The following is a 26110-nucleotide window of genomic DNA, read 5'->3' as shown; positions in this document are numbered from 1 at the left end:
GGCTATGATCGGGCGTGCGCCCCACCGGGGCGGTCCCCCCCGAGTCCCCCGTTTCCGGAAGGTGACGGAACCGTGTCCACGACGCCCGACGTCTCGCCCTCGCGCCCCTTCGAGCCCTTCGCGCTGGGGGTCTGCAGCTGGAGCCTCCAGGTCAAGAACGTCCCCGAGTTGAAGGGGTTCCTCGATCAGTTGGGCGTGGACGTCGTCCAGATCGCCTGCGGCGACCCCCACCACGCGAGCTGGGACGAGGGGGACGACCTGCCGGCCGCGGCGAAGGCCGCCGGCTTCCGGATGACCGGCGCGATGCTCGGTTTCCCGGGCGAGGACTACACCACGCCCCAGACCATCCAGCAGACCGGCGGCTTCGGCGACCCCGCCACCCGCCCCGAACGCCTGGAACGGCTCGCCTGGGCGCTGGACCGTACGCGCGCGCTGGGCCTGACGGACCTGATGCTCCACGCCGGCTTCCTGCCCGAGGTCGACGACCCCGCGCGCTCGGCCCTGCTCGACGTCCTCGCCCGCGCCGGCGACATGGCGGCGGCCCAGGGCGTCACGCTCGCGTTCGAGACCGGCCAGGAGACGGCCACGCTGCTGCGACGGACGCTCGACGACCTGAAGTCGCCGAACATCAAGATCAACTTCGACCCGGCCAACATGCTGCTCTACGACATGGGCGACCCGATCGAGGCCGTGAAGATCCTCGGCCCCGACATCCGCTCGGTCCATCTGAAGGACGCCCGCCGCCCCAAGGTGAAAGGCGCGTGGGGCGAGGAAGTCCCGCTCGGCGAGGGCGAGGTGGACGTCCGGGCCTTCGTCCAGGCCCTGAAGGGGGTCGGCTATCGCGGCCCGCTGGTCCTGGAGCGCGAGGTGGGCGACCAGCAGGGACGCCTTCGCGACGTCGCCCACGGGCTCGCCTTCCTCCGCGAATGCCTGGCGGATTGAATCAATCGAACCGCAATCGAGCCGCGGCGACCTCGGGCCGGCCGGTGAGCCGGCCCGAGGCGAAGCGCGAGGCGCGTACGGCTCAGCCGACGACCGAGTCGACCACCTTGGCGAGCTCCCGGCCCCCCTCGGTGAGGGCGTAGTAGTTGTGCTTCCCGGAGCGGCGGGGCTCGATCAGCCGGCCGTGGCGCAGCAAGGCGAGATGGTGGCTGACCGCCGGCTGGCTCTGGCTGCCGAGCTCGGCGCACAGCTCGGTGACGTTCCGCTCCTTCTCGCTCAGCAGGAGCAGCACCTGAAGGCGGGTCGGGTCGGAGACCTGCTTGAGAAGCTCGGCGACGCGGCGGATGTCGGCGAGGTGGCGGGCGGAAGCGGCCGCGGCGGTCTTCGACGTTCGGCTCGATGTGGACGCGCGTGCAGAGGTTGCAGCCATCGCAGTGCTCTCCTGGCTGGGCGGGATCGATTGGGGCGGGCAGGCCGTTGGGCCTTCGCACGGGTCGGTGTGCGGCGTGACCTTAATGCATAATAGAGTAGACACATTCTTGTGTTCAGTCAAGTCCGCATCAGCCGGCGCCTCGCCGACGAGGCCGCGCCCCCGCGGCTCGCCGTCTGCAACTCGACCGGATGAACGCGGGGGACGCCGACGAGGCGCTCGCCTTGCCGCCGCGTGGCGATTCTTTTAGAGTGGCGTGGAGGCTCGAAGGCGAGGCGTCCGACGGCGGACCTTCCCCGCGTCGCCCCCCCCGCGACGGGGTCGTCTTTTCCGTCGCGTCCCACTCCCGCGAGAGTCAGACCGATGTCTGGGCATTCGACGTTGACGACCGAGCCCCCGCCGCGCCGCCGAGGCCGTATACCAGCAGTGCCTGAACCCGTCGTGCGCGGCCACGTTCGCCATCGACGAGGCGCACTTCGGCTGCCCTCGCTGCGGCGACCTGATCGACGTCGTGTACGACTGGGACCGGCTGGAGACGCCCCGGAGCCTCAAGGACTTCGAGGCCAAGTGGTCGCGCCCGCTCGACCCGCTGGACTTCTCGGGCGTCTGGCGGTTCCGCGAGCTGCTCCCCTTCGCCCCCCCGGACCGGATCGTCACCATCGGCGAGGGCCGCACGCTCCTGCAGAAGGCCGAGAAGGTGGGCCGGTTCGTCGGCCTGAATCCGGGCGGGCTGATGCTCCAGTACGAGGGGTTGAATCCCTCGGGGAGCTTCAAGGACAACGGCATGACCGCGGCGTTCACCCACGCCCGGATGATCGGCGCCCGCAGGGTGGCCTGCGCCAGCACCGGCAACACCTCGGCGGCCCTGTCGGTCTATTGCTCGGCCACCGACCTGGGCTTCCAGGCGATCATCTTCGTGGGCTCGGGGAAGATCGCCTACGGCAAGCTCGCGCAGGCGCTCGACCACGGGGCGCTGACGATCCAGATTGAGGGGGACTTCGACGACGCCATGCGGCGGGTCCGCGAGGTCGCCGATCGACTGGGCGTCTACTTGATGAACTCGGTGAACCCCTTCCGGCTGGAAGGGCAGAAGACGATCATGTACCGCGTCCTCGAAGCGATGGGCTGGGAGGTCCCGGACTGGATCGTCGTGCCCGGGGGGAATCTGGGCAACTCCAGCGCCTTCGGCAAGGCGTTCATCGAGCTGGTCCACCTGGGCCTGATCCCCCGCGCCCCCCGGCTCGCGGTGATCAACGCCAACGGTGCACGGACGCTTCACGAACTTTACGGATCTCGGGAGATTCGCTGGCGGAACGGCCTGGCGGATTCCGGCAAGGTCGACGCCTACTACGGCGAGCTGGATACGGCCGGCGTCAAGGCGTCGACGATCGCCTCGGCCATCGAGATCAACCGGCCGGTGAACTTCAAGAAATGCCTCCGCGCCCTGGACTTCTGCGACGGTGTCGTCCGCGAGGTCTCGGACCAGGAGATCATGGACGCCAAGGCGCAGGTGGGCGCCGGCGGCCTGGGATGCGAGCCCGCCAGCGCGGCCAGCGTCGCCGGGGCGCGTCGGCTCCGGGAGGAGGGGGTCATCGCCCCCTCGGATCGCGTGGTCTGCATCCTCACCGGCCACCAGCTCAAAGACCCCACCGCGACCGTCGCCTATCACAGCTCCGACCGCGAGACCTTCGATAAGGTCCTCGGGAGCCGGGGCGTGCAACGGGCCGACTTCGCCAACCATCCGGTCGTCGTCGCCAACGACCTCGACGCGATCGTCCGCGCCATCGCCCTCCACTCCGAGTCGTCGGCCTCCTGAGCCGACCGCGACGACGGGGCGCATCACCCGAAACCGATCCACCGCATCGAATCACATCGACTCGAAAGGAAGGCCGGCCCGTGAGCACGGCGCGAATCCGCATTGGGCTGTACGGCGCGACGGGGAGGATGGGCCTTCGCCTGGTCCAGCTCATCGCCCAGGACCCCCGCGTCGAGCTGGTCGCGGCGATCGACCGCGAGGACTTCCCGAAACTCGGCGAGGACGCCGGCGTCGCGGCCGGGATCGGCCCGCTCGGCGTAACCGTCCAGACGCTCGGGACGCTCGACTCGTCCGCGAAGCCCGACGTCTTCATCGACTTCACCCACCCTTCGGCGACGACCGAGATCGCCTCGTACTGCCGACGCGACCGGATCGCCCTGGTAGTCGGCACGACGGGTCTCGGGCCCGATCAGGTCCGTCTCCTGGAGGCCGCCTCGTCCGCGATCCCCGTGCTGGCCTCGCCGAACATGAGCCGTGCGGTGAACCTGCTGATGAAGCTCGTGGGCGAAGCCGCCTCGGGGATGGGGATCGAGGCGGACGTCGAGATCGTGGAGCGGCACCACCGACTCAAGAAGGACGCCCCGAGCGGGACCGCCCTCCGGCTGGCCGAGATCGTCACCGCCTCGACCGGCGCCGGCCCCCTGGTCCACGGTCGAGAGGGGCAGGTCGGCGAGCGGCCCCGCGGCGAGATCGGCATGCACGCCGTCCGCGCCGGCGACTGCCCGGGAGAGCACACCGTCCTGTTCGCCCTCGCCGGCGACACGCTGGAACTCAGCCACCGCGCCCTGAACCGCGACGGCTTCGTCCGGGGGGCGATCGACGCCGCCGTCTTCCTGGCCGGCAAGCCCCCGGGTTCTTACGCGATGGCCGACGTGCTAGAATCGCCCCGTTGAAGGAGCCTCCACTCGAGGCGCGACCGATCATGGCCCGTTGCGATCAAGGTTATCTGTGCTCAGTCTGCGGCGAGGAGGTCGAGGTCCTGCTCGACTCCGAACTGTACCTCCGGTACGTCCTGGGGGAAGTCGACCCCGAACTCCTCCCCAAGCTGCCGGAGCGGCACCTCCGCTGCAATCCCTCGCTGGCGCAGTTCATCGTCGACGAGTCCTTCGCCGCCGTGGTCCTGGACGGCCCGTTCGCCAAGGCGGCGCTCGACCCGTCGTTCGTCGCCGAGGAGGAAGCCCGGGTGACGGCGGGATACCGCCGGTTGCTGGAGCTTTCGGGCCCCGATCGGGCGGGGTCGATCTGGGACTATCCCCTGGCGAATGCCCGAGAGGCCCCCGATCGCTCCGAGGACTCGCCGACCGCAGAAGACGGTTCCGCGGCCGGGCGGGGAGGTCGCGCCGATGACCGAGGGCCCTCGAGCCGCTGAATTCGACGCCTCCCGCGGCGACGGCCCGGGATCGGGGAAGCGGCGCGTCCTGTTCCTGGACGACGACCCCCGTCGCGCCGAGGACTTTCTCAGACGATGCCCGGAAGCGACGTGGGTCTCCACGGTCGACGCCTGCATCGCCCTGCTGGAGCGGGGCTGGGACGAGGTGCACCTCGACCACGACCTGGGGGGCGAGCAGTACGTCGACGTCAACCGCGACGATTGCGGCATGGCCGTCGTCCGATGGCTCTGCGCCGAGCCCCGCGAGCCGGTCCTCGATGCGCGGTTCATCATCCACAGCTATAACTTCGCCGCGGCCTCGCTCATGGTCGAGTGCCTGCTCCGGAACGACTACGCGGCCGAGTTCCGGCCCTTCGGCTACGATCTCGTCGACTTCCTCTCGTTCGAGGACCCGCCTCGGCCGGGGCTCCGGCGACGGGCCTGGCGGCGGTTGGTCGCCCTCGTCCGCCGGCTCGTCCACGGCCGGCCCCCCGCCGCCGGGCCGCCGCGCCCTCCGCATCCGGCTGACGAGGCCCCCGCCGAATCGTTATGATGGGCGTCGTCCGCCCCCTTGGGATCGGAATCCTCGGGGCGGCCCCGCCTTGGCAACGACATCGGAGAACAACTTTGAGAACGGTCATCACGGGAGGAGCGGGTTTCGTCGGATCGCATCTTTGCGAGCGGTTCCTCGCCGAAGGCGACGAGGTCGTCTGCGTCGACAACCTGCTCACCGGCTCGCTCCGGAACATCGAGCACCTGAACGCGAATCCCAGGTTCCGGTTCCTCGAGCACAACGTCTCCGAGCCCCTGGAGATCGACGGCGGCGTCGACAACGTCCTGCATTTCGCCAGCCCCGCCAGCCCGGCCGACTACCTCGCCCACCCGATCCCGACGCTCAAGGTCGGGGCGCTCGGCACTCACAACGCGCTGGGGCTCGCGAAGGCCAAGGACGCGCGGTTCCTGCTCGCCAGCACGTCCGAGGTCTACGGCGACCCCGACGTCCACCCCCAGACCGAGGAATACTGGGGCCACGTCAACCCGATCGGCCCCCGCGGCTGCTACGACGAGGCCAAACGGTTCGCGGAGGCCATCACGATGGCCTACCACCGCTTCCACGGCGTGAAGACCCACATCGTCCGGATCTTCAACACCTACGGCCCCCGGATGCGGCTGAACGACGGCCGCGTCCTGCCCAACTTCATGAAGCAGGCCCTCCGCGGCGAGCCGATCACCATGTACGGCAAGGGGGACCAGACCCGAAGCTTCTGCTTCGTCACCGACCTGGTCGACGGCATCTACCGCCTGCTCCACTCCGACTACGCCCTGCCGGTCAACATCGGCAACCCGTCGGAGATCACCGTCCACCAGCTCGCCGAGGAGATCATCGCCCTGGTGGAAGGGACCAAGAGCCGGATCATCTACGAGGACCTCCCCGAAGACGATCCCAAGCGGCGGCGTCCCGACATCACCAAGGCGCAGAAGATCCTCGGATGGAACCCGACCATCGACCGCGCCGAGGGCCTCAAGACGACCCTCGCCTACTTCCGAACCGTGGTCTGAGCCGACGTCGGAGACGGCCGCTCACGCCCCGAGGATTTCCATCGCGGCGTTGCGGCCGTTGATCGCGATCACGCTCCCGCCGGGGTGCGTACAGGCCCCGCAGAGGAACACGCCCGGCATCGGCGTCCGGGGCGAGAGCCGGTTCTCCCACATATAGGCCGGCAGACATTCGCCCTGGAAGATATGCCCACCCGTCAGGCCGACCCGCGCCTCGACGTCCGGCGGCCCCAACGCCTGGACGTCGAGGACTGCGCCGGGAAGGTTCTCGCAGAACCGGCCGATCGAGTCCAGGGCCAGGTCCACCACCTCCCCCCGGCGCGAATCCCAGTCCCCCTGCGCGAAGGCGTACGGGACGTACTGGGCGAAGACGCTCATCGTGTGGACCCCCTCTGGGGCGACGCTCGGGTCGTGGGCCGTGTGGAAGTACAGCTCGGTCCAGAGCCGGGCGGGAAGCTCGCCGCGACGCGCCGCGCGGTAGCCCTCGTCCCACTCCGCCTTCGACAACGGCGTGTTGATCTGTCCCAGATGATGATCCCGACGCACGCCCGGCCGCGCCTTGAAGCTCGGCAGTTCCTTGAGCGCCACGTTCATCTTGAGCGTGCAGCCGAGTTGCGGGACCGCCTCCACCCGCGCCTTCCACGAAGGGTCGGCCGCGTCCCCCAGGAGCTTCAGCGTGGCTCTCGGGTCGGCGTTGGAGACGACGAGGTCGGCGAGGATCCGCTCGCCGCCTTCCAGCTCGACCCCCTCGCCAGGCAGGATCCGAGCGACCGGCGCTCCGGTGGCGACGACCGCCCCGAGATCCCGCGCCGCGTCGCAGAGGAGGAAGGAGACCATCCCCATCCCCCCCTCGACGTACCCCCACTGCCCCGGCTCGCCGCCCAACCGCCCCGACTGATGGTGGAAGTGGATCGAGGCCGTCCCCGGGTCGTGCGGGCTGGCGTTCGTGCCGATGACCCCCTGGCCGAGATAGGCCTGCTGGAGCCGCTCATCCTGGAAGTAATGCTCGACGCACTCGACCATCGACCAATCGAACAGCAAGTGTCGGGCCTCGTGATCGCCCCCCAGCCGCTCGTCGATCTGCTCAATCGTCGGGGCCTTGCCGATCCAGAGGTCGCCGTCGCCCTGGGGCCGGATCGCGTCGCGGAGCCGGGCCTTCGCCTCGCCGAAATCCCGCCAGCCGTCGACGTCCGCCGGCGCGAGGCGACGGATCTCCTCCTCGCAACGGGCGACGTCGTCCCAGAGCTGGATGCTGCTCCCATCCTCGAACGGGACGAACAGCCCCGCCGTGGCGGGAGTCCAACGGAAGCCGTAGGCGGGGAGCCGCAGCTCCTCGATCACCCGTGGGTGGAGGAGTCCGACCAGGTAGGCGCAGGGAGAGAGCCGGAAGCCCGGCCAGACCTCCTCGATCGTGCAGGCGCCGCCGACTCGGTCCCGAGATTCCAGCACCAGGACCGACTTTCCGGCCTTCGCCAGATACGCCGCCGCCGTCAGTCCGTTGTGCCCCGCGCCGATCACGACGACGTCCCAGCGGCGGCCGGCGACGTCCCGGACCGAGGCCTCAAGGTCCATCCTACCAAGGGTTTCCAGCGTCGGCCTGCGGCCCCCGAGGGTCGTCGCCATGGGTGCTCCTCTTCCTCGGCATGAGTGTCCAGGAGGACCGCGACGTCGCCGAGCGGACGCGGCGAGCGACGGGCCCCGTGATCCAGGATACCGCGGCCCGTCCCATCTACGTAACGGTCCGGTCCTCGCGATCGGAAGCGCCGGGCCGTCGAAAAGCGCGGTCGCGCGGCGAATCCTGGTGTAAACTTGACTCGTGTCGCGGATCCACGGCGACCGCCCCCCCTCGCCGAGGGCCGGGGCCTCTGGAATCCCGACGGGGGGACGGCACGGACATGGCTTCGACCTCGATCGTCATTACGCGGCTCTCGGATCTGGTGGACGGTCAGGAGGCCGTGTGCTTCGCGGCCCTCGTGAGGAAGACGCGAGGCACGACCAAGTCGAACCAGCCCTTCATCAAGTGCCTCTTCCGCGACAAGGAGGCGTCGTGCGAGGCCCCGCTCTGGCACGACCACCGCTTCTTCCCCGAGGCCGGCTCGTGGGTGGAGGGCCTCGCCTACCGGATCCAGGTCCGCGCCAGCTTCAACATCCGCTTCGGCATGCAGATCGAGCTGCTGGGCATCCAGCCCGCGACCGAGGCCGACGCCGTCGACGGCTTCGACTTCGACGAACTCTACGAGAGCAGCAAGTACACCGCCGCCTCGATGACCGAGTCGATCCGACAACGGATCGACCGCTACATCACCGAGCCCCACCTGAAGCTGCTGGTGACCCGCATCATCGACGAAAACGCCGAGCTGTTCTGCCGGATGCAGGCGGCCACGGCCATGCACCACAGCTACACGCGCGGCCTGCTGGAGCACGTCTGGAGCATGAGCCGGGTCGGCGCCGTGCTCGTCGACCATTACGGCGACTACTACGACCAGCTCAATCCGCCGCTCGACAAGGGGGTGGTCATGGCGGCGATCATCCTCCACGACATCGGCAAGCTCCGCGAGTTGTCGTACGACCCGGTGGAGGCCCGCTACACCAAGGAAGGATCGCTGCTGGGCCATATCATCATGGGACGCGACCTCGTCCGCGAGACCGCCCGGACCATCGAGGGCTTCCCCGAGGAGACCCTGCTCTGCCTGGAGCACGCGATCCTCTCCCACCACGGCAAACGCGAGTTCGGCGCCCCCGTCGTCCCCATGACGATCGAGGCGCTCCTGGTCTCGTTCATCGACGACCTCGACGCCAAGATGAACGCGGTGGCCCGCCACCGACAGAACTCGAAGACCGAGGACGCGTTCACCGACCGCGTCTTCGCCCTGGAAAACCGGCGGATTTACAAGGGAATCCCCCTCGAAGCCGGCGACGACGGCGAAGACCCCGGCTTCTGATCCCCGGCCCCTTCGCCGCCGCCGGCCTCGACGCACCCCTCGCGACTCCGGCGGCGGCCTCGCGCGCCTGGCGGCCGGATCCCGCGACGGGTACAATCCAGGGCGTCGTTGCGCGTCGCCGAGGCTCGGCGACTCGACCCCTCACGCGAACCCAAGAGATAAAGGATCCTTCATGGACCGGTTCTTGCGAATTGGGGCCCCGGCCCTGATCCTGGCCCTCGTCTTCGGCTGCGGCTCCGAGGAAGACGCGACCTCCCCGGCGACCAACAGGGAAGCCCCGGGCATGCCCCCGCCGCCGCCCCGGCACCGGCCCCCGCCGACGCCCGGCGGTCGCCCCCGAGGCCCCGGCCGCCGCCCCGACGCCGTCGTCCCGGCCCCCACGGAGGCCGCCCCGGCGCCCGCCGACGAAACCAAGAAGGAAGCCGAGCCGACGCTGGAAGGCCCCACGGCCGGCGAAGTCAAGCTGAGCGACGAGGAAATCGCCGCCATCAAGAAGCTCCCCGCCGACGAGCAGGACGCCGCGCTGAAGCAGGCCGTCTGCCCCGTCAGCGACGAACACCTCGGCGCGATGGACATGCCCCTCAAGGTGACCGCCGAAGGCCGGACCTTCTACCTCTGCTGCGAAGGCTGCAAGAAGGCCGTCGAGGAAGACCCCAAGGCCGTCATCGCCAAGCTCGACAAGAAGTGAGCCTCGCGCCCCGGGGGCCGTTTCAACGGCCCCCGGGCGATCGCCGCCGCCCCCCTCCCCCCGTCCAATCCCTTCGATCCTCCCCCTCCCGCCCGCTCCTCGTCGACGAGGTTCGTGAAGGTCTGGTCAGGACGACGTGTTGCCGATATAATCTGCCCAGCGAGAATGGGATCTCGAAACCGCCCTGCCTCAATGAGGGTGGAAATCAAACGCAATCCCAGGATCGGCGACTCTCCCGCGCTGAGATGAAACGGCGGCGCGGCCGATCGCGAGCCTGATCGCACGGGGCTTTCCAGCCTTTGTGCGGACAATCCGCTCGCCGCGGTCACCCCCGCCCGTATCGTCAGCCTTGCTTCGCGAAGATGACTCTCCCGTCGGACGCCGAAGCCGTCGTCCCGGCACTTCGCCCGGGATCACGCTCCCACTCCGACGATTCCTCGTCGAAATCCAAGGCTCTCCGAATCGATCGGCGTTCCCAGACTCCGCGTCTCGCTTCGAGATTTACCGACGTCGCGTCCGGCCGGCTATGGCGAGATCCCTCGCCGGGGCCCGACCCGTCCTCGGTTCGAAGTCGATCCGCGCGCCCCGGACCCACCAATCATCCCGATTGATCGATGGAGCCTCTCGATGCCGTACGACCATGACAACGCCCGCCAATCCGCGATCGAGGCGATCACCTCATGGACCAACCTGGGACGAAGGGCGCCCAAGTCGGCCACGCCGTTCACCCAGCTCTTCGGCATGAACGTCTTCTCCGACGACGTGATGCGGGCGCGGCTGCCCGAGAACGTCTATCGGATGCTGCGGAACACGGTCAAGAAGGGTGAGCCGCTCGATCCGTGCGTCGCGGACGTCGTCGCGACGGCCATGAAGGATTGGGCGATGGAGCGGGGCGCCACCCACTTCACCCACTGGTTCCAGCCGATGACCGGCCTCACGGCCGAGAAGCACGACTCGTTCCTGTCCCCCACCGAGAACGGCTCGGCCATCGCCGAGTTCAGCGGCTCGGAGCTGGTCCGGGGCGAGCCCGACGCGTCGAGCTTCCCCTCCGGCGGCATCCGCTCCACGTTCGAGGCCCGCGGCTACACCGCCTGGGACCCGACCAGCCCGGCCTTCATCCTCGACAACCCCAACGGCACCACCCTCTGCATCCCCACCGCTTTCTGTTCGTGGACCGGCGAGGCGCTCGACAAGAAGACCCCCCTGCTCCGCTCGGTCGAGGCGCTCTCGACCCAGGCCGTCCGAATTCTCAAGCTGTTCGGCTCGACGGCCACCCGGGTCGCGCCGACGGCCGGGGCCGAGCAGGAATACTTCCTGATCGACAAGAACTTCTACTACGCCCGCCCGGACCTCATCAACGCCGGCCGCACCCTCTTCGGCGCCAAGCCGCCGAAGGGCCAGGAGATGGAGGACCACTACTTCGGCTCCATCCCCGAGCGCGTCCTGGCCTGCATGTTCGAGACCGAGACCGAGCTCTACAAGCTGGGCGTCCCGGTGAAGACCCGCCACAACGAGGTCTCCCCGGCCCAGTACGAGATCGCCCCCGTCTTCGAGAGCGCCAACGTCGCCACCGATCACAACATGCTGATCATGGAGACGCTCAAGCGGGTCGCCGATCGCTACGGCCTGCAGGTGCTCCTGCATGAGAAGCCGTTCGCCGGCGTCAACGGCTCGGGCAAGCACGTCAACTGGTCGATGGCCGACGACCTGGGGAACAACCTGCTGAAGCCCGGCGCCACGCCCCACGGCAACGCCCAGTTCCTGATCTTCCTGACCGCCGTCATCCGGGCCGTCGCCAAGCACGGCGACCTGCTCCGAGTCGCCGTCGCCCACGCCGGCAACGATCACCGGCTCGGCGCCAACGAGGCCCCGCCCGCCATCATCTCGATCTTCCTCGGCGAGATGCTCGAGGACATCGTCGACCAGATCGCCAAGGGGGGCGCCACCACGGCCAAGGCGGGGGGCGAGCTCAAGATCGGCGTCTCCACCCTGCCGATCCTTCCCCGCGACCCGGGCGACCGCAACCGGACCAGCCCCTTCGCGTTCACCGGCAACAAGTTCGAGTTCCGCGCCTGCGGCTCGGCCCAGTCGATCTCCGGCCCGATCATCGTCGTCAACACGGTCGTCGCCGAGAGCCTCGACTTCCTGGCCACCGAGCTTGAGAACGCCGTGGCCGCCGGCAAGGACCTCAACTCCGAGATCCAGACGCTCCTCCAGGCGGCCATCAAGGAATCCCGCCATATCATCTTCAACGGCGACAACTACAGCGAGGCCTGGCACGCCGAGGCTGAGCGGCGCGGCCTGCCCAACCGCCGCTCGACCGTCGACAGCCTCCCCGACTTCATCTCGCCCAAATCGACCGCCCTCTTCAACAAGTACGGCGTCTTCAGCGAGCGCGAGCTCCACTCCCGGTTCGAGATCTTCCTGGAGAACTACCGGAAGACGCTCACCGTCGAGTCCTACCTCACGCTCCAGATCGCCAACCGGATGATCCTGCCGGCGGCCCTCCGCTATCAGGGCGAAGTCGCGGATTCGCTGGCCAAGCTCAAGGCCGCCGGCCTCTCCGTCCCCAAGAACCAGTCCGCCCTGCTCGACGAGCTGGTCGCCCTGGTCGACGACCTCCAGGCCGCTTCCGACAAGCTCGCCGAGATCCTCGAGGAGCACCCCGCAGGCACCGCGCTCGATCACGCCAAGCACTCGCGCGACGTCGTCATCCCCGCGATGAACGCCGTCCGCGCCGCCGGCGACAAGCTCGAAGGCCTGGTCGCCAGCGACCTCTGGCCGCTCCCCACCTACCAGGAGATGCTGTTCATCAAGTAAGTTTCTCTTGATGAGTGAACTTGCTAATATGAGCCTTCATGGGGGTGAGCAAGGTGTTCGCCCCCGCTTCCTCATCGCTAGAGGCACTGCGATGGACAGCAAGAGGCTCATGGATGGCAAGCGTATTCCTGGACAACACCAGAGGGTGTTGGGTCGTCAAGGTAAAGGTCGCAGGTAAAGAGAAGCGGCATACTCTCCGCCCAGCAAGTCAGGGTGAGGCCAGCAAGCCGATCCCTGCCGATGTCCAAGTTCTCGCCGATAGGCTTTTGAGCCCAAATTCGGCAACGAAGTCCACACTTCCGGTTCCACACTCCATGTCCCCCTCTAAATCCACATTAGAGGGGTTCATGGAGTCTCACTTCCAGGACTACCGCCTCCACAAGCGGCCTGGGTCGTCCAAGCGACTCAGGGGCATCCAGGACAACTTCCTGGCCTACGCCAGAGATCTCCGCCTGAACCGCCTTGAGGACGTAGATGAGGCTGTCATCAAGGGGTTCTTCCAGTGGCGTCTCCACAAGGTTGATCCACGTCTCAAGATCAAAGTGAAGCCGCAGACGGCCCTGTCGGAGTTGGAGTTGCTGAGCGGTGTGTTCTCAGCGGCCAGGAAGGCGAAGATCATCCAGGACAACCCTGTCTCCGCCGTAGTTCCTGTCCTGAGAGAAGCCTATCCCAGAAGAGAGAAGACGAAGTACCTTGAGCCTGAACAGGTCAAGGCGTTCGTCGAAGCGGTTGAAGCCGACAGGGAGTCAGGGAAGATTCCTGACCACTATGCCGACCTTGCGATCCTCATGCTGAACAGCGGCATGAGGGTGTCGGCGACGATCCACATGGAATCGTCCTGGATCAACTGCAAGAACTGGACGGTGGAAGTGCCGCCAGAGCATGACAAGGCGAAGATCGGCTACACAGCGGCGGTGGCTTCCGGTGGCTGGGGCGTACTCCAGAGGCGGATGGGCAAGGGCAGACTGTTCCCAGCCTGCACTACGGCGGCGATGTCGTACTACCATCTCCGCCAACTTGCGAAGCGGCACAAGATCGACTTCAAGGGCGGCAGTTTCAACCACGCTCTCCGCCACACTCTTGCCACAAGCCTTGTGGACGCCAAAATCCCCATTCAGACGATCGCTGGGCAACTAGGTCATCGCAACTTGAAGACCACCCAAAGGTACGCCCAAGTCAGGGATCAGGCCAAAATCCAGGCAGTCCAGGATATCCACTTCTGATTCGGCCGTCGGCCCCCCATCGGCCCCCATCGGCCCCCCATCGGCCCTCCATCGGCCAAGATTGAAAGGGGTAGGGATGTCCGTCGCGAAGCGATGGCATCCCACCCCCATCATCATCCGCCACAAGGCCGCTGAGACGCCGCAGAAGGCCCCTGGGACGCCCCACAAGGCCCCTGACCGGCCCTGGAAGACCGGAGCGTCCTAGACGGCTTGCTGGCAAAGATTAAATCCGGTTAACCACAATGCTTTGCAATGCAAAGCCAATAAAGGAATGGCTACATGAGAAAGAGAAAGGGCCTGAATGGCGACGAAACCATCCAGGCCCCAGAATATGTGCCCCTGCCAGGGCGATAGGATCAACAACCTTGACTCATGTAAGTATCTCAAACACCAATCAGTTCGCACAGCAAAATCCCAGGTACACATGCAGGGCCGCAAGTCATTTCCGAAGTCTAAGCCAACAAAAGGGATACGTCTGCAAGTGTCGCAATCCCAGGTGCTCCCTGGACTGTCAGAAGAACTGGTCAAGGAAGTTGGGGACATGTCTTTCTAGGCACTTGTCCGACCAGCAAGCCAAGGGATACCAAGTCCTGACCGGCAACCTGATGATGGCCGCCGGCTCAACTGCAAGCATGCACAGGGACGCCAGGGCCAAGTTCCTGAAATCAATCAAGCGATGGGCCGACCGTCATGGTTACGTCGTCCAAGTTCATGGGACGATCCATGTTACGGCCCCTGACGCTTGCCACTGGGATGTGGGGGTCTGGACGAACGCCCCCCTGACGCCCCTGCATGACTTCTGGGCGAAGGCATGGGTCAGGGCTGGGGGTCGTCGTCTGAGCCTGGTCGTCCCAGGCGACATTGAGGCGTCGGCCCACTACCAGGCCAAGCCGGTCGCCAGGGTCAGGGATCAGGCCCACTACCTGCCCTCATCGTCCGGTCTGGAATGCACATGGGCGACGGCTGGATTCTGGGGCGACACATCAGCCGATGAGGTCTGGGCCAAGGTCATCAGGGAGTGGTTGGCGCTGACTAAGCCGGAACCGGCTCCCAACAAGCAAGATAGAACTTACGACCACTCAGGACAAGTGTCAGAGAGTCTACGTCCCAGGTGAGGACATGGAGGCGGACAGGCATAGGTTCGTCAGCCGTCTTCCCAGGTCGGCCGATGAGGCTGTCGGCCTGTCCGACTACGCCCAGAAGTGGGGGGTCAGCCCAGAGTACATGAGGGACGTATTGGACAGCTCCCAGGCCGTCCAGACCAGGGGGAAACCCTGTCGGACGGATCGGCATCGTTCAACGGCTGGTATCGCCCCCAGATCAGGCGGCGAACCGGCTCCCACAAGTAAGATCAATATTACCGACACTCCTGACAGTTGCCAGACGCCCAGCGGCGAACGAACCAACGCATCAGCATGCCTGCTCATGCTTAGGTCGTCATATAAGCCCGCAGCTATAACTTTTCTCCGTCGGACGCTTGCGGCCCACAATTTTTTATGGCGAACCCCCATCGCCCTCAAGCCCTTGTTAACCTGACCAGACCGCCCAGATTCCGCCACAATTTTTGGTTTGCTGGCCTGGCCTTGTTAATCACATTAACAATTCCTGACGTTATCACATGGTCAATAGACTTGACCTAAGCCCTTGTGGGCAAAGACAGTCGGTGGGCCGCAGGCCCATCGGCTCCGCACCGACCGAAGGGAGGGAGGACGAACCTAGCCCTGCAAACCCAATCCCTCATGCAAGCAACCATGGACTTATGTTTTCAAACCCACTACTGAGCATACGTTCAAAGCAACCTTGCAGGCAACCATCCTACAACTCCCATATTTCCCATCTTAACACAAGCCAAACCTGTTACAAGTGTCGCATACCGGCCTTTACCCTTGACCGTTGGTAAACCCTTGGCGTAACCTGTTACACAATCGCAACCTACAGCGTAACTTGAGTGATGCTGTTCATCAAGTAATCCTGATGAACCCAGGGCGGGGGACGCTACGGCGTCCCCCGTTTTCGTTTCGAAAGGACCGGCCGATCGAAAGGTCCGATCACGGCCTGGTCCCGCTTTCCCGACCCAGGGGCATATTCTGCGACCGCGCCTGACTCCCCCGCGTCCCGGCGTCACGATCTGCCGCTCGGCAGGCGTCGTCTGCCTTGAATCAAGCGGGCTGGGGCATCGGCGTCGGTCCCGTAATCGCCGCAACGCATCCCAGGGAACGGAAACGGGATCCGTCCGATGCGAATCGGAAGGATCCCGTCATAAGATCACGTCATGAGGATGCAGCGGCGATGACTCGCGGTCAATCGACGGTGGCGACGAGCGCCTCTTCGACGACCACGTCGTGATGGGCGTGGGCGAGCAGGCCGTTGAGCCGCCAGGCGGCCTCGCCGTGCTGGCTGAGGTCGAGGCCCAGCTGTTCCTGGTCGTCGGTGACGCGAAGCGGGATGATCATATCGACGAGCTTGTAGAGGGCCAGCGAGCCGAAGAACGAGAAGACGGCGACGATGACCAGGGCGATCATGTGGTACTTGAAGGTCTCTGTCTGGCCGTACCAGAGGCCGACGTCCTGGGCGAAGATCCCCGTGGCGATCATGCCGACGATGCCGCCGACGCCGTGGCAGGGGAAGACGTCGAGCGTGTCGTCGAGGGTCGACCTGGTCTTCATCGAGACCGCGAGGTTGGAGACCACGCCGGCGACCAGGCCGATCACGAGGCTGTGTCGGACCGTGACGAAGCCGGCGGCCGGGGTGATGGCCACCAGGCCGACGACGGCGCCGATGCAGGCTCCCATCGCCGAGGGCTTCTTGCCGCGCATCCAGTCGAAGAACATCCAGCCGAGCATCGCCATGGCCGAGGCCGTGTTGGTCGTCGCGAACGCCAGGGTGGCCACCTTGTCGGCGGCGAGGGCCGAGCCGGCGTTGAAGCCGAACCAGCCGAACCAGAGCATGCCCGTCCCGAGCAGGACGTACGGGATGTTCGCCGGTTCATGCGCCACGTTGTTGATGTGACTCTTGCGGCGGCCCAGGAACATCGCCCCGGCCAGGGCCGCGAAGCCCGCCGACATGTGGACCACGGTCCCGCCGGCGAAGTCCTTAACGCCCCACGCGGCGAACAGGCCCTGGGGGTGCCAGGTCATGTGGGCCAGCGGCGAGTAGATGATCAGGCTGAACAGCACCATGAACAGCAGGTAGGCCGAGAACCGCACCCGCTCGGCGAACGAGCCGGTGATCAGGGCCGGCGTGATGATCGCGAACTTCAGCTGGAACATCGAGAAGAGGAGGAGCGGGATCCCCATCTTCACGGCTGCGTCCCCCTGGCCCAGGGTGATCGTGCCGGCGACGTCGTTGTCGAACATGAAGAACGTCCGGGGGTCGCCGATGATGCCGCCGACGTCGTCGCCGAACGCCAGGCTGAAGCCGACGAAGACCCAGAGCAGGCTGATGACCCCCAGGGCGATCACGCTCTGGAGCATCGTGGAGACGACGTTCTTGCTGCCGACCATGCCGCCGTAGAAGAACGAGAGCCCCGGGGTCATCAGCAGGACCAGGGCCGACGCCGTCAGCATCCAGGCCACGTCGCCCGAATTCGGCTCGTTGCCGGCGGGCAGCTCCCTCCCCAGATTGAACGGGATCAGGGCGAGGACCGCCAGGGCTACCAGGAGGAGGAAGGGGGTCGCTGCACGTTTCATGGGCAGGTCCTGCTAGAAGTTAGGCGAAGAGCGGATCTCGACATCTCGACGTCGAGGCCGGACGCGGCGGCCGTCGTCACCCATGCGATTCGTAAATCTCGATTATCACGTGATTTAGACGCATGAAAGTCGGCGAGTCGAGTCAGCGGAGAGGACACGATGAGAGCGTCGTGCAAGGTCGCAGTGCATTGGTCGTGCCAGTCGCCGAAAAGTCGCGAGGAGAAGGCGGGACGCCGCTTGTGAAGCGTGGGTGCGCGGCGCGGAGGGACGCCGCGGCGGGGTGTTCGAGGGGCGAATCACGGCAGGAGGGGAAGGCGCCGAGGGGCATCGAAGCGGAGATGAAACGCGGCGGGAGAGGGACGCCGCGGAGAAAGGCAGAAGGTATGGTCGGATCACCAGAGGATGATCGCGTCGATCCCGAGGGTGAACTGGCTCTTGCGGGTGTCGTCGGTGTAGGCCGGGTGATACTGCGACCAGTCGTACCGGGCCTCGGGGCGGATCCAGAGGTTCGGGTGCGGCTTGTAGATCGCGCCCACGGTCATCTCATAGAAGCGGTCGCCGACGAATTCGCCGTTGAGCATTTTCTGCGTCCGCGCCCCCTGGGGGTCCCAGAAGACTTCGGAGCGCCAGACGCCGGTGAGCTTGGGGTTGAACTCGTAGAGGAACCAGTTGCCGAAGCTGAACCAGGTGGCGTCGCGGGGGGCGCCGTTCTGGCCGCCCGAGCCGAGGCCGGGGATCGCCCGCTCCCACCCCTGGTCGGTCTCCATGACCTGCGTCAGCTTGTCGGTCCACCTGTGGGTGCCGACCCAGGTGAACAGCGTGCGGTCGTTGCGCCAGTAGCCGGGATTGCGGAGGCCGGCGACCGACGGGATGTTGACGTAGCCTCCCGGATAAATCTGCTGGTTTGCGGGGAGGAAGCTAGGGAACTGATTAGGCCCCCAGACGGCGGTCATGGCCAGGGTGGTGCGGTCGTCCTCGCTGGTCCAGGAGAAGCCGCCGAGGTAGCCCCATACATAGCGTTCGTTGATGAAGCGATCCCAGCCGTTGATGGCGCCGTTGAAGAGATTGATCCGGTCGGTCAGGTGCAGCGTCGTCATGACGCCGGTGTGGGTGAATGGCTGGCCGTAGGTGAACATGTAAGGGGTCGAGAGGAGCGGGCGGGCGATCGCCGGCACCTGTTCATAACCCGCGAGCGTATAGAATCGCCCGCCTTTGACGTCCAGTCCTCCCTCGGTGAGGATCGGCAGATGGACCTCGCCATAGAGTTGGGCCATGTCGTAGCCGGCGAAGGAGTTCAGCGGGAAGGCCCCGTTGAACAGGCCCTGCATGTAGTTGAACTGCCAGTCGTTGCCGAAGAGGTTGTCGACGCGAAAGCCGAAGTTGATCGCGTCGTTTTGCTCGAGCGGATTCTCCACAACGACGTAGTACTGGTTCCCCATCCACCAGTTGGCCTTGTGATTGGGGTTCACGCCGAAGTTCTCGCCGCTCCGGCCCCGGCCGTTGGTGTTGCCGGTATAGCTGTTCTGAATCCAGCCGTAGATCTTCACGGGGGATTCATCGAAGCCCAGCAGATCCTGGAGGTGCTTCGGCTGCCCGGCATCGTCGGCGGGAGCCTCCTCCCCGGCAGGAGCCTCCTCGGCGGCCATCGCTTCCTCGGCGCTCGCCGAGGACGGCTCACCTCCACCGATGTTGCGATCGGACGCGGGGAGTTTGAGGTCCGGCGGCGCCTCTTGCTGCACGAGCCGCACGCGCTCGTCGCGCGGCGGGGCCGTCGCGAGGGCCTCGCGGGCCGGCACGGTGCGATTCCCGCCGCCCGGTTCCGGGATCGCGGACGTCGCAGCCTTCCCGCTCTTGCCCCACGTCGATGGGTCGAAGAACCTTCGTGCAGGTCTGGGTTTGGCGGCTTCCGCGAATCCTCGACCCGGATCCTGAGCCCAGGCCGTCCCCGACCACGCGCCGAGGATGGCGGCCATGCAGCATACCCAGCGCCTCGGCGGTCTCCAGAGCCAGTACCTCATAGGGCCTCTCTTTTCTTCCTGTCTCGTAACGAGAATCCATGATCCAGGGGTCGTCCGTGACCCCACTTTCGGACCCTACGCGTCCACGGCCGCCTGCGCGACCGCTTTGCGTCGGTCCCCCGGCAGAATGATCGGATGAACGGCTTCCAAGGATTATCCCTTTCGTCGAAATAGCTCCGATTGGTCCGGGCATGACGCGCGGGGGGGAGGAGAACGCGAACGGCCCCGGCCGGGCGACGTCAAGGTCGCCGGCCGGGGCCGTCGGGTTTCGGAGGTGGGCGTCGCGGGGGGTCGGAGCCCCCGAGTTCGGCTCAGACGAAGGGGCGGGCGACGTTGCCGTGTTCCAGGGGGCGGGGCAGCTCGGTCGTCCCCATGAGGAACTCGTCGATGGTCGCGGCGGCGTGGCGGCCCTCGGCGATGGCCCAGACGATCAGGCTCTGGCCGCGGGTCATGTCCCCGGCGGTGAAGACCTTCTCGACGCTCGTGCGGCGGGTCTGGTCGCTCTTGACGTTCCCCATCGGGTCGAGCTCGACGCCCAGCTGTTGCAGCAGGCCGCCTCGCTCGGGGCCGACGAAGCCCATGGCGAGCAGGACGAGGTCGGCGGAGTAGACCTGCTCGGTCCCCGGGACCTCGACGAACGAGGGGCGGCCGTTCTCCACGACCATCTCCACGCGGACGGTCTCGAGGGCCGTCACGCGGCCCCCCTCGCCGAGGAACCGCTTGGTGTTGATCTGGTACTCCCGGACGCCCCCTTCCTCGTGGGCCGAGGAGACCCGGAAGACGTTCGACCATTGGGGCCAGGGGTTGGTCGGGGTGCGGGTGTCGGGCGGGCGCGGGACGATCTCGAACTGATGGACCGACTTGCAGCCGTGGCGGTGGGCCGTCCCCAGGCAGTCCGCGCCCGTGTCGCCGCCGCCGATGATGATGACGTGCTTATCCTTGGCGGTGAGGGGCCCCGCCTCGGGGACGCCGTCGCCGGCCACCCGCTGATTCTGCGGGGTGAGGAAGTCCATGGCGAAGAGGACGCCTTCCAGGTCGCGGCCCTCGATGCGGAGGTCGCGGGCCTGGGTCGCCCCGCCGCAGAGGCAGACGGCGTCGAACTCGGCCAGCAGGGCGTCCGCCGTCACGTCGACGCCCACGTTCACGCCGGCCTTGAAGACGACCCCCTCGGCCTCCATCTGGGCGATCCGGCGGTCGATGTGCCGCTTCTCCATCTTGAAGTCGGGGATGCCGTACCGCAGCAGGCCGCCGATCCGGTCGGCCCGCTCGAAGACGGTGACGTCGTGGCCGGCGCGGGCGAGCTGCTGGGCGGCGGCCAGCCCCGCCGGGCCCGACCCGACGACCGCGACCGTCTTGCCGGTCTTGACCTTGGCCGGTTGGGGAGTCACCCAGCCCTCGTCCCAGGCGCGGTCGATGATCCCGACCTCGATCTGCTTGATCGTCACCGGATCGTCGTTGATCCCCAGGACGCAGGACGACTCGCAGGGCGCCGGGCAGAGCCTGCCGGTGAACTCCGGGAAGTTGTTGGTCTGGTGCAGTCGATCGATGGCCGCCCGCCACTGGTCGCGGTAGACGAGGTCGTTCCAGTCCGGGATCAGGTTGCCCAGCGGGCAGCCTTGATGACAGAACGGGATCCCGCAGTCCATGCACCGCGCGCCCTGCGACTTGAGCTTGTCTTCCGGGAACGGGTCGTAGACCTCCAGGAAGTCGCGGAGGCGATCGGGGACGGGACGCCGCGAGGGCAGCTCCCGGGGGAATTCGAGGAATCCGCTCGGCTTACCCATGGGTCACCTCCATCTGCGCTTCGGCCTCGCCGACCTGCTCGGCGGCGGCTTTCTTCCGTTCTTCGAGTACGCGGCGATAATCGAGCGGCATGACCTTCACGAAGGTCTCGACCGCGTGCTCCCAGTCGGCGAGCAGGCGGGCCGCCACGGTGCTTCCGGTGTAACCGGCGTGCTGGATCAGGAGGTCGCGGATCAGCTCCGCGTCCTCGGCGTCGGGGGTCTCGAGGGCGACCATCGCCTGGTTGCATCGCGAGGCGAAATCGCCGGCCTCGTCGAGCACGAAGGCGAAGCCGCCGCTCATCCCGGCCGCGAAGTTCCGGCCGGTGGAGCCGATCACGACGGCGACGCCGCCGGTCATGTATTCGCAGCCGTGGTCCCCCGTCCCCTCCACGACCGTCTGCGCCCCGCTGTTGCGGACGCAGAAGCGTTCGCCGGCCCGACCCCGGAAGAAGGCCCGACCCGAGGTCGCCCCATACAGTGCGACGTTGCCGATCAGGACGTTCTCCTCGGGGACGTAACGCGCCTCTTTGGGGGGGTGGATGATGATCTTGCCTCCCGAGAGCCCCTTGCCGACGTAATCGTTCGAGTCGCCCTCGATCGTCAGGGTCAGGCCTCGAGGGAGGAACGCCCCGAAGCTCTGGCCGGCGGAGCCGTGGAACTTGATCTTGATCGTGTCGTCGGGCAGCCCGGCCCCTCCCCGTCGGCGAGTCACCTCGCTCCCCAGGATCGTGCCGACGGTGCGGTTGACGTTGCGGATCGGCAGTTCCAGGCTCACCGGCTCGCCGCGCTCCAGGGCGGGCTCGCAGGCGGGGACCAGGGTCGTGACGTCGAGCGTGTCTCGCAGGCCGTGGTCCTGCTCGACGACCCGCCGGACCTGCACGTCCGGGCCGACCTCGGGCCGGTAGAAGATGTTCGAGAAGTCGAGTCCCTGGGTCTTGTAGTGGTCGAGCGCCCGCTTCATGTCGAGCAGGTCGCTGCGGCCGATCATCTCGTCCATCGTCCGGAAGCCCAACTGGGCCATCAGCTCGCGGACCTCCTGGGCGATGAACCGGAAGAAGTTGACGACGTGCTCGGCCCGGCCCCGGAACTTCTCGCGGAGCTTGGGGTTCTGGGTGGCGATGCCGACCGGGCAGGTGTCGAGGTGGCAGACCCGCATCATGATGCAGCCCATGACCACCAGCGGGGCGGTCGCGAAGCCGTATTCCTCGGCGCCCAGCAGAGCGGCGACGACCACGTCGCGGCCGGTCTTGAGCTGGCCGTCGGCCTGGACCACGATCCGGTCGCGAAGCTTGTTGAGCACCAGGGTCTGCTGGGTCTCGGCCAGGCCGAGCTCCCAGGGGGCGCCGGCGTGCTTGATCGAGGTCAGCGGGCTGGCCCCGGTGCCGCCGTCATGGCCGCTGATCAGGACGACGTCGCTGTGGGCCTTGGCCACGCCGGCCGCGACCGTCCCGACGCCCACCTCGGCCACCAGCTTGACGTTGATCCGCGCCCGAGGGTTGCTGTTCTTGAGGTCGAAGATGAGCTGGGCGAGGTCCTCGATCGAGTAGATGTCGTGGTGCGGCGGCGGGCTGATGAGGCCGACGCCGGGGGTCGAGAAGCGGACCTTGGCGATCCAGGGCCAGACCTTGTGGCCGGGGAGCTGCCCCCCCTCGCCGGGCTTGGCGCCCTGGGCCATCTTGATCTGGATCTCGTCGGCGTTCACGAGGTATTCGCTGGTCACGCCGAACCGGCCCGAGGCGACCTGCTTGATCGCGCTTCGCTTGCTGTCGCCGTTGGGGAGGGGCTTGAACCGCTCGGGGTCCTCGCCCCCTTCGCCCGTGTTCGACTTCCCCCCCAGGCGGTTCATGGCGATCGCCAGGGTCTCGTGGGCCTCGGCCGAGATCGAGCCGTAGCTCATGGCGCCGGTGGCGAACCGCCGGACGATGGATTCGACCGGCTCTACCTCGTCGATCGGGATCGGCCGGCAATCGTCGAACCGGAAGCCGAACAGGCCGCGGAGCGTGTTCAAACGCTCGTTCTGCTCGTCGATCATCCGGGTGTATTTCTGGAAGACGTCGAAGCGACCGGCCTGGGTGGCGTGCTGGAGCCGGAAGACCGTCTCGGGGTTGAACAGGTGGAATTCGCCGTCGCGGCGCCACTGATACTGGCCCCCTTCCTCGAGCGTGCCGCCGGATAGCTCGCGGGGCGAGAAGGCGCGAGTGTGGTGCTCCAGCGTCTCCCGAGCGATCTCCTCCAGGCCGACGCCGCCGATCCGCGACGAGGTCTTGTCGAAGAACTCGCGGACGAACTCCTCGTTCAGGCCGATGGCCTCGAAGATCTGGGCGCCCCGGTAGCTCTGGATCGCGCTGATGCCCATCTTGGACATCACCTTCACGACCCCCTTCTTGATGGCCTTCTGGTAGCGGTGGACGGCCTCCTCGTAGTCGATCCCCTTGAGGACCTTGTGACGGACGAGGTCGTACAGCGTCTCGAACGCGACGTAGGGATTGATCGTCCCGGCGCCGTACCCCAGAAGCAGCGCGAAGTGGTGCACCTCGCGGGCGTCGCCGCACTCGATCAAGAGTCCGGCGCGGGCGCGGAGGCCCTTCCGGACGAGGTCGTGGTGCAGGCCCGAGCAGGCCAGGAGCGACGGGATCGGGGCCATCTCGGCGTTCACGCCCCGGTCCGAGAGGATGATCAGGCTCGCCCCGCCGCGGATCGCCTCGCTCGCCTGCTCGAAGAGGCTTTCGAGCGCCCGACGCATGCCCGCGACCCCGTCCCGGGCGACGAACAGCATGGGGAGCGTGACCGAGGTGAACCCGCGCCAGCCGTCGAGCTGCTTGAGCCGGGCCATCTCGTCGTTGTCGACGACCGGCATGTCCAGGGCGATCTGGCGGCAGGAGTCGGGGACCGGCTCCAGCAGGTTCTTCTCGCCGCCGGCGCCGGTGAAGACCGAGGTCACCAGCTCCTCTCGGATCGCGTCGAGCGGCGGGTTGGTGACCTGGGCGAAGAGTTGCTTGAAGTAGTTGGAGAGCGGCTGGGCGCGGTCGGAGAGGACGGCCAGCGGGGCGTCGTTGCCCATCGAGCCGATCGCCTCCTCCCCCTTCTCGCCCATCGGCCCGATGATGAATTTCAGGTCCTCCAGCGTGTAGCCGAAGGCCTGCTGGCGCTGGTGGAGCGTCCGGCGGTCGGGGCCGGGGACCATCGGGGCCGCCGGCAGGTCGGCCAGCGGCACCATGTATTCCTTGAGCCATTCGCCGTAAGGCTTGGCCGTGGCGATCTGCTGCTTCAGCTCCTCGTCGCCGACGATTCGCCCCTGCTCCAGGTCGATCAGGAACATCCGACCCGGTTCGAGCCGGCCCTTGTATTCGACGTTCTCGGGGTCGACCTGGAGGGCGCCGACCTCGGACGCCATGATAACCCGGCCGTCGGTGGTCACGACGTACCGGCTGGGCCGCAGGCCGTTGCGGTCGAGGGTGGCGCCGACGCAGCGGCCGTCGGTGAACGCGACCGCCGCCGGGCCGTCCCAGGGCTCCATCAGGCAGCTGTGGTAGGCGTAGAAGTCCTTCTTCTCCTGGGACATCGTCTCGTGGTTTTCCCAGGCCTCGGGGATGAGCATCATCATCGCGTGGGCCAGGCCGTAGCCGGAGCGGACCAGGAGTTCCAGCGCGTGGTCGAGGCAGGCGGTGTCGCTGAGCCCCTCCCGGATGATCGGCCGGAGCTGCTCCAGGTCGCCGGGCTCGTACAGGCTCGACTCGAAGAGGGCCTCGCGGGCCCGCATCCAGTTGATGTTGCCCCGGAGGGTGTTGATCTCGCCGTTGTGCGAGATCAGCCGGTAGGGGTGGGCGAGCTCCCAACTGGGGAACGTGTTGGTGCTGAACCGCGAGTGGAACATGCAGATCGCGCTGGCCATGAGCGGATCGCGGAGGTCGTCGGCGTAATAGTCCTCGACCTGGGCGGGGGTGAGCATCCCCTTATACACCAGGGTGCGGCAGGAGAGGCTCGGGAAGTAGAAGAACTTGTGGTCCTCCAGCCCGGACTCCAGGATCGCGCTCTCGAACCGATTGCGGATCACGTAGAGCTTGCGATCGAAGGCGTCGGCGTCCTTGGTGGTCGCGCCGCGGCCGATCAGGGCGTGGAAGACGGCCGGCTCGACGGACTTGGCTCCGTCGCCGAGCGAGCTGTTGTCGGTCTTCAGGCGGCGCCAGCCGAGAAAGACCTGGTCCTCGTCGGCGACAAGCTCCTCGAACAGCTTGCGGCCGAACTCCTGCTGCGCCGGGTCGGGCGAGGAGAAGAAGGAGCCGACGCCGTAGGTCTCGGGCTCGCCGAGGTCGATGCCCAGCAGGGCGCAGCGGGCCTTGAGGAACTCGTGGGGGATCTGGATGAGGATGCCCGCGCCGTCGCCGGTGTTGTTCTCGCAGCCGCAGGCGCCGCGATGGTCCAGGTTGACCAGCGCGGAGAGGCCGTCGCGGACGATGGCGTGAGATTTACGGCCCTTGATGTCGACGAGGAATCCCACGCCGCAACCGTCGTGTTCATTCGTCGGATCATAAAGACCCTGGCGGGGGGGGATTCCCTGTCGCATGGCTTCGGTCCTTCCGGAAATGGCGTCCACCTGGTTCGGGACGATGGGCGTTGGCGTCAGGGACGGTCCGCGTGGTGCGGACGGTTCCGAGACGGGAGAAGATGGGGGCGGCCTCTGGGGCGATCCGGGGTGTCGGGACCTCGGCCCACCACCTCGCCGGGATCTCGGCGGGCGACGCGGGCTTCATCGATCCTCGATCCTCGGCTGTCGCGGTCACAGGACGGCGAGTTCGACGGGTGGCGCGGCGAGCCTGGATTCGGCCGCGCGA

At 67.0% G+C, this 26110-nt stretch carries 16 protein-coding genes; 10 read left to right on the top strand and 6 right to left on the bottom strand.

Features of this window, described 5'->3' with window-relative positions; genetic code table 11:
* Window positions 1–72 precede the first annotated feature (72 nt).
* Window positions 73–942, top strand: a complete 870-nt coding sequence (locus VT85_RS14570) for a sugar phosphate isomerase/epimerase family protein (RefSeq protein ID WP_082858608.1) — start codon at window positions 73–75, stop codon at window positions 940–942.
* Between the two features lie 82 nt (window positions 943–1024).
* Here VT85_RS14570 and VT85_RS14565 read toward each other — a convergent pair whose 3' ends face one another.
* On the bottom strand, window positions 1025–1372 hold the full coding sequence (locus tag VT85_RS14565) for an ArsR/SmtB family transcription factor (protein ID WP_068416525.1): 348 nt from the start codon (window positions 1370–1372) through the stop codon (window positions 1025–1027).
* Window positions 1373–1802: 430 nt separating this feature from the next.
* On the opposite strand from VT85_RS14565, the gene thrC reads away from it, so the two are divergent.
* From thrC to VT85_RS14540, 5 genes are all read left to right on the top strand, one after another.
* Window positions 1803–3188, top strand: a complete 1386-nt coding sequence (gene thrC / locus VT85_RS14560; protein ID WP_068416524.1) for a threonine synthase — start codon at window positions 1803–1805, stop codon at window positions 3186–3188.
* Window positions 3189–3268: 80 nt separating this feature from the next.
* The gene (gene dapB, locus VT85_RS14555; protein WP_068416521.1) at window positions 3269–4081 is read left to right on the top strand and encodes a 4-hydroxy-tetrahydrodipicolinate reductase; all 813 of its coding nucleotides are present in this window, start codon (window positions 3269–3271) and stop codon (window positions 4079–4081) included.
* A gap of 29 nt (window positions 4082–4110) precedes the next feature.
* The gene (locus VT85_RS14550) at window positions 4111–4557 is read left to right on the top strand and encodes a hypothetical protein (RefSeq protein ID WP_197490718.1); all 447 of its coding nucleotides are present in this window, start codon (window positions 4111–4113) and stop codon (window positions 4555–4557) included.
* Window positions 4532–5110 (top strand): cyclic-phosphate processing receiver domain-containing protein, encoded by a 579-nt coding sequence (locus VT85_RS14545; RefSeq protein WP_068416517.1) that lies wholly within the window; start codon window positions 4532–4534, stop codon window positions 5108–5110. The genes VT85_RS14550 and VT85_RS14545 overlap by 26 nt, the downstream gene beginning before the upstream one ends.
* A gap of 74 nt (window positions 5111–5184) precedes the next feature.
* Window positions 5185–6117, top strand: coding sequence for a UDP-glucuronic acid decarboxylase family protein (locus VT85_RS14540; protein WP_068416514.1), 933 nt, complete (start codon window positions 5185–5187; stop codon window positions 6115–6117).
* 21 nt (window positions 6118–6138) lie between these two features.
* Here VT85_RS14540 and VT85_RS14535 read toward each other — a convergent pair whose 3' ends face one another.
* The gene (locus VT85_RS14535; protein WP_068416511.1) at window positions 6139–7737 is read right to left on the bottom strand and encodes a phytoene desaturase family protein; all 1599 of its coding nucleotides are present in this window, start codon (window positions 7735–7737) and stop codon (window positions 6139–6141) included.
* A 272-nt stretch (window positions 7738–8009) separates the two neighbouring features.
* On the opposite strand from VT85_RS14535, the gene VT85_RS14530 reads away from it, so the two are divergent.
* The 4 genes from VT85_RS14530 (at window position 8010) to VT85_RS14515 (ending at window position 13787) form a co-directional block, all read left to right on the top strand.
* On the top strand, window positions 8010–9056 hold the full coding sequence (locus VT85_RS14530; protein ID WP_068416509.1) for a 3'-5' exoribonuclease YhaM family protein: 1047 nt from the start codon (window positions 8010–8012) through the stop codon (window positions 9054–9056).
* 172 nt (window positions 9057–9228) lie between these two features.
* A complete protein-coding gene (locus VT85_RS14525; RefSeq protein WP_068416505.1) occupies window positions 9229–9744 on the top strand; it encodes a hypothetical protein in 516 nt (171 codons plus the stop codon).
* Window positions 9745–10371: 627 nt separating this feature from the next.
* The gene (locus VT85_RS14520; protein ID WP_068416502.1) at window positions 10372–12564 is read left to right on the top strand and encodes a glutamine synthetase III; all 2193 of its coding nucleotides are present in this window, start codon (window positions 10372–10374) and stop codon (window positions 12562–12564) included.
* Window positions 12565–12677: 113 nt separating this feature from the next.
* On the top strand, window positions 12678–13787 hold the full coding sequence (locus VT85_RS14515; protein WP_197490716.1) for a tyrosine-type recombinase/integrase: 1110 nt from the start codon (window positions 12678–12680) through the stop codon (window positions 13785–13787).
* A gap of 2300 nt (window positions 13788–16087) precedes the next feature.
* Here the strand turns inward: VT85_RS14515 and VT85_RS14510 are convergent.
* From VT85_RS14510 to gltB, 4 genes are all read right to left on the bottom strand, one after another.
* Complete coding sequence (locus tag VT85_RS14510) at window positions 16088–17476, bottom strand: ammonium transporter (protein ID WP_068416496.1); 1389 nt, start codon at window positions 17474–17476, stop codon at window positions 16088–16090.
* A gap of 392 nt (window positions 17477–17868) precedes the next feature.
* On the bottom strand, window positions 17869–19272 hold the full coding sequence (locus VT85_RS14505; protein WP_068416493.1) for an outer membrane beta-barrel protein: 1404 nt from the start codon (window positions 19270–19272) through the stop codon (window positions 17869–17871).
* A gap of 533 nt (window positions 19273–19805) precedes the next feature.
* Complete coding sequence (locus tag VT85_RS14500) at window positions 19806–21278, bottom strand: glutamate synthase subunit beta (protein WP_068416490.1); 1473 nt, start codon at window positions 21276–21278, stop codon at window positions 19806–19808.
* Window positions 21271–25842: a glutamate synthase large subunit gene (gene gltB, locus VT85_RS14495; RefSeq protein WP_068416487.1), complete on the bottom strand. Its 4572-nt coding sequence runs from the start codon at window positions 25840–25842 to the stop codon at window positions 21271–21273. The genes VT85_RS14500 and gltB overlap by 8 nt, the downstream gene beginning before the upstream one ends.
* Window positions 25843–26110 lie beyond the last annotated feature (268 nt).

The organism is Planctomyces sp. SH-PL62 (assembly GCF_001610895.1).
Classification (GTDB): Bacteria; Planctomycetota; Planctomycetia; order Isosphaerales; family Isosphaeraceae; genus Paludisphaera.
This window is presented reverse-complemented; position numbering and strand designations above follow the sequence as displayed.